Below are 4,017 nucleotides of genomic sequence, written 5' to 3' on the forward strand. Positions count from 1 at the left end.
TCATACCGAGTTGCATTCAAAGAGAGTAGATTAGTTGGATAGGGAGATGGGGAGATAGGGAGATGGGGAGATAGGGAGATAGGGAGATGGGGAGATAGGGAGATAGGGAGATAGGGAGATAGGGAGATAGGGAGATGGAGAGATTGGCGGAAGAGAAAGTTGTACCTTTGACCGCAACTTAGTATCAGTAGGCATTTCAAAATAAGATGGGTAAACCGAGGGTCACGAATGGACCTCTTGCCAAAGTCGTTTTCTGATACTGTTTACGTCAATTCTTGTCCACTGTTCCCTGTTCCCTATTCCCTGTTCCCTGTTCCCGACTACGGAAAAGCAACAAAAGTTGTTATTGTACAAATGTTTTTATTTTCCTAAGATGTTCTTGTTGTTGAACAACATAGGGATTTCCCATGGCTAGACTTTCGATTGAGATCACCCCAAAACAGCATCAGAAGCTCAAAGCGAACGCAGCCCTGAGCGGCAAAACGATTAAGGAATATGTGCTTGAACGCTGTCTGCCTGATGTGCCCATCAACCCAGAACTAAGCTCCGAAGAAGCCCTGGCTCAACTGTCTGCCTTTCTCAAGCCGAGAATAGAAGCGGCTGAACGGGGTGAATTCTCCCCTAGCACTTTTGCAGATATTAAGCAGAAAGCACGTAATAACATCCAGTCCTGAATGAAGATGCCCTGATTAGACGTTTTGCAAAAGTGGTCTGAATCCCACAGATTTCCTGGGCTAAAAATGGCTTTTGCAACAGGTCTATTGGCAATGAATGCTCTCACTAAATAACGTCAGTTCGGGTTAATATAGCGTTTCTCAGAGTAATGAGGTACACAGGATTTTTTTCCTGTTGCCTGTTGGCTGTTGGCTGTTACCTAAAATCAAAAATGTACCTGACCCAATTGAGAACTACTATAAAATAGGCTTATCAGCTCTGGTAAAGGTTTTTCCTATGGTTCAGCAGCTCCATCCCACTACCGATGACATCTTCTATCCCGAAAGTGACGGCAAACCCTTGGCGGACAATACCCTTCAATTTGAACTAATTACCACCATTAAGTATGGCCTGGAAGCCCTATTCAAGGATGACCCCAATGTGTTTGTTGCCGGGGATTTGTTGTGGTATCCAGAACAAGGACAACCCAAAATCAACCAAGCCCCCGATGTGATGGTGGTCTTGGGTAGACCGAAAGGGCATCGGCGTTCCTACAAAACCTGGGTTGAAGATAACATTAATCCCCAGGTGGTCTTTGAAATTGCCTCATTAACTAATACCATCAAGGAATTAGAGGACGATAAACTCAAGTTTTACCGGACCCATGGAGTAGAAGAGTACTATCTCTATGATCCAAATAGAGCAAAACTAAAAGGCTGGTTGCGTTCAGCAGAAAAGTTAGAACCAATCCCCCAGATGCTTGGTTGGGTTAGTCCCCGTTTAGGAATTAGGTTTGAGTTAGTAGGCTCGGACTTGGTGCTGTATTATCCCAATGGTGAGCGTTTTGCTACGTATTTGGAAATTATTGAGCTCAAAGATCTCGCTCAACAACAGGCAGAACAAGAACGTCAACGAGCAGAGCAAGCAGAGGAAGCTTTAGAGCAAGCAGAGGAAGCTTTGGAGCTTGAAAGGCTGGAAAAACAACAGGCATCACAACGAGCAGAACAGGCAGAAGCTTCGTTGCAAGCATTGTTGGAGCAGTTAAAAGCAAAGGGCATAGATCCAGAACAGTTCGAGCTATGAACTCCACCATACCGACACGTTGTCAACTGTGGAAGGCGATTAAGGCGGTGAATGAGGTTATGAATGACTTAAGGGTGGCGCAACACTTTCCTCCTCAGGATGAGGGATTAGCTTATCTAGCAAAGGGAACAGGGAATAGGGAACAGGGAGTAGGGAGTAGGGAGTAGCGATGCAGCGCGGTCTTGGGGAGGCAGCGCGGTCTTGGGGGTCTCCCCCATGAGGGACTGCCGTGGTTTCCCCCACTCGCGCTTTGCATCAAGACGGGAGTAGGGAATATGGCATCAAAAATTATCACAATTCCTACACGGATCCCTATCTGCCAAAATTGATAAAATTAAGACAGATTAAATCAGGATAATTGATATGACTGAAACCATAGAACGAGTCAGTTGGAGAATCGATGATTTAGAACTATTGCCTCACTCTGAAGGGACAATATACGAAATAATTGAAGGAGAATTATTTGTGACTCGAACGCCTCACCGACGACATCAACAAATTTGTGGCAGAATTTTTAGTTATTTGAATAATTGGTCAGAATCAACAGGTAATGGTGAAACTATTATTACTCCCGGAATCATCTTCTCAGATGCCGATAATGTGATTCCTGATGTAGTGTGGGTAAGCGAAGAAAGATTAGCTCAAATAGAAGATGAAGCCGGACATCTGACCGCAGCACCTGAATTAGTGGTGGAAGTAATTTCTAAAGGTATTGACAACGAAAAACGCGACCGCGAAGTTAAAGTCAAGTTATATTCAATTCAAGGGGTAAAAGAATATTGGATTGTCGATCGTTTTCGTAAGCAAGTAGAGGTATATCGCCGAGACAAGGGAAAATTAACTCTAGTTGCTACCTTATTTGATCAGGATGAGTTAACTTCTCCTTTATTACCAAATTTTGTTGTACTAATCAATCGCTTTTTTCCAGTTAAGTAAAACAGCACATAAACTGAATAAGATTACCAAAATTATAGGTTTTAATACTCGGTATCTTCAGGATTATACCAAATTTTAGCAAAGACCGATTCAGAAAGTTTAGTCACTAAGGTTTTAGCTTTAGCTGGCATGAGAAACTGTTACCTCGACATCATCAGGTAAATTTTTGCCTTCCAGGACATCATGGGTCAAACTTCTGAGGTGTTGGGTTGTCTTCAAAGGAAATTGTTGATCAGCATAGAGAGCAGCGATCGCTCAAGCCTCATCATTATCCTGGATTGCTTGGTCAATTTCTTCGGGGTGAGCATTAGCATAAACCCAAGCATTGGCAACATCGCTGGCACTTAGGGTAGGGTAATTTTGCAGAAGATCAACTTCACTGCTGCCAAGATTACGAGCTTGAACGAGAACCCAAACAGGAATACGAGTGTTGGCAATCCGGGCATCTCCCCCGCAAACACCAGGTGTTTTTTCAATGCCTGTCCAGATGTTGCTAGCTTCCTGAAGTAGCTGAATCGCTTGAGCTTTTTCAGTTAAACTAAGGGCTAAAAGTTGGGATTTAATCTCGCGCAGGGTCATGGTGGACGAAGTTGTACTGACTTGTTTTGTAAAAATTCGATTTGGGCGATCTATCAACAGATTAAGAAGGCTATCTGGCTCGTATTTGAGTTTTTATCAATATGTCCAAACGTGCTTTACTTTTAATACAACATTCCCCTTAAAACAACCGGTTTAAAATGAATCCTTACACAATCTTAAATCAGACCCAGTGCCAGCGGGTAAGTGATGGAGTCATCCTGCCACTTCTGAGCGGTTGTGAGTCAGCCACCCGCCAGCTGGTACTTGTCTGGCCCCAACTTGGAGATTTCGACAGTCTCGAATACGCTTGGTGGCTGCAACGGGAAGCAAAAAGGTTACAGGGCGAGGGTATAGTAATACGAGCTGTTGGTATTGGCAATCGCGATTCTGGTAAGCGATTCTGTAACTATACGGGGTTTCCTGGGGATTGGTTGTTTGTCTCTGCCAATGCACAGCTGCACCACCAGCTTAATCTTTATCCAGGACTATCGCTCAAGCTACCAGGGCTCTCAATAACCCTAAATGCCTACTTGAATCTGCTGCTGATGTGTGCGGGTATTGGTAGTCCTGGCACTCTAGCTGAAGTATTTCGAGGCTATTGGGGCGATAGTCAGGCTCCGCAGTTGCTCGATGATGAGGAGGTTGTGCGAGGTATACCACTTCCCCCTATCAAGGGCTCATTCTTCAGGCTGGCTGGTGGCAAAGGTTTTCAAAGACCCTTTGAATTGGCAACCCTGCGGCTGCGGAATATGACAGAGGTTTTAA

General features: G+C 44.4%; 8 protein-coding genes. 5 read left to right on the plus strand and 3 right to left on the minus strand.

Translation table 11 applies throughout. From position 1 onward, the window contains the following. A partial coding sequence (locus tag F6K49_RS36520; protein ID WP_293104735.1) for a hypothetical protein occupies positions 1-200 on the minus strand: 200 nt, incomplete at its 3' end. Positions 201-228: 28 nt separating this feature from the next. Between F6K49_RS36520 and F6K49_RS36525 the strand changes: the two genes are divergently transcribed. The 3 genes from F6K49_RS36525 to F6K49_RS36535 all read left to right on the plus strand — a co-directional run bounded on the left by F6K49_RS36525 (position 229) and on the right by F6K49_RS36535 (position 1,737). Beyond that, positions 229-372, plus strand: coding sequence for a hypothetical protein (locus F6K49_RS36525; RefSeq protein WP_293022748.1), 144 nt, complete (start codon positions 229-231; stop codon positions 370-372). A gap of 35 nt (positions 373-407) precedes the next feature. Further along, positions 408-674, plus strand: coding sequence for an antitoxin (locus F6K49_RS36530; RefSeq protein ID WP_293022746.1), 267 nt, complete (start codon positions 408-410; stop codon positions 672-674). Positions 675-951: 277 nt separating this feature from the next. Further along, positions 952-1,737 (plus strand): Uma2 family endonuclease, encoded by a 786-nt coding sequence (locus F6K49_RS36535; protein WP_293022743.1) that lies wholly within the window; start codon positions 952-954, stop codon positions 1,735-1,737. 57 nt (positions 1,738-1,794) lie between these two features. Here F6K49_RS36535 and F6K49_RS36540 read toward each other — a convergent pair whose 3' ends face one another. Further along, on the minus strand, positions 1,795-1,980 hold the full coding sequence (locus F6K49_RS36540) for a hypothetical protein (protein WP_293022740.1): 186 nt from the start codon (positions 1,978-1,980) through the stop codon (positions 1,795-1,797). Positions 1,981-2,100: 120 nt separating this feature from the next. On the opposite strand from F6K49_RS36540, the gene F6K49_RS36545 reads away from it, so the two are divergent. Beyond that, positions 2,101-2,673: a Uma2 family endonuclease gene (locus F6K49_RS36545; protein ID WP_293022737.1), complete on the plus strand. Its 573-nt coding sequence runs from the start codon at positions 2,101-2,103 to the stop codon at positions 2,671-2,673. A 255-nt stretch (positions 2,674-2,928) separates the two neighbouring features. Here F6K49_RS36545 and F6K49_RS36550 read toward each other — a convergent pair whose 3' ends face one another. Beyond that, positions 2,929-3,252, minus strand: a complete 324-nt coding sequence (locus F6K49_RS36550) for a DUF433 domain-containing protein (protein ID WP_293022734.1) — start codon at positions 3,250-3,252, stop codon at positions 2,929-2,931. A gap of 158 nt (positions 3,253-3,410) precedes the next feature. Between F6K49_RS36550 and F6K49_RS36555 the strand changes: the two genes are divergently transcribed. Then, on the plus strand, positions 3,411-4,017 hold a 607-nt coding region (locus F6K49_RS36555; protein WP_293104739.1), incomplete at its 3' end, for a peroxiredoxin-like family protein.

Source organism: Moorena sp. SIO3I6, from assembly GCF_010672095.1.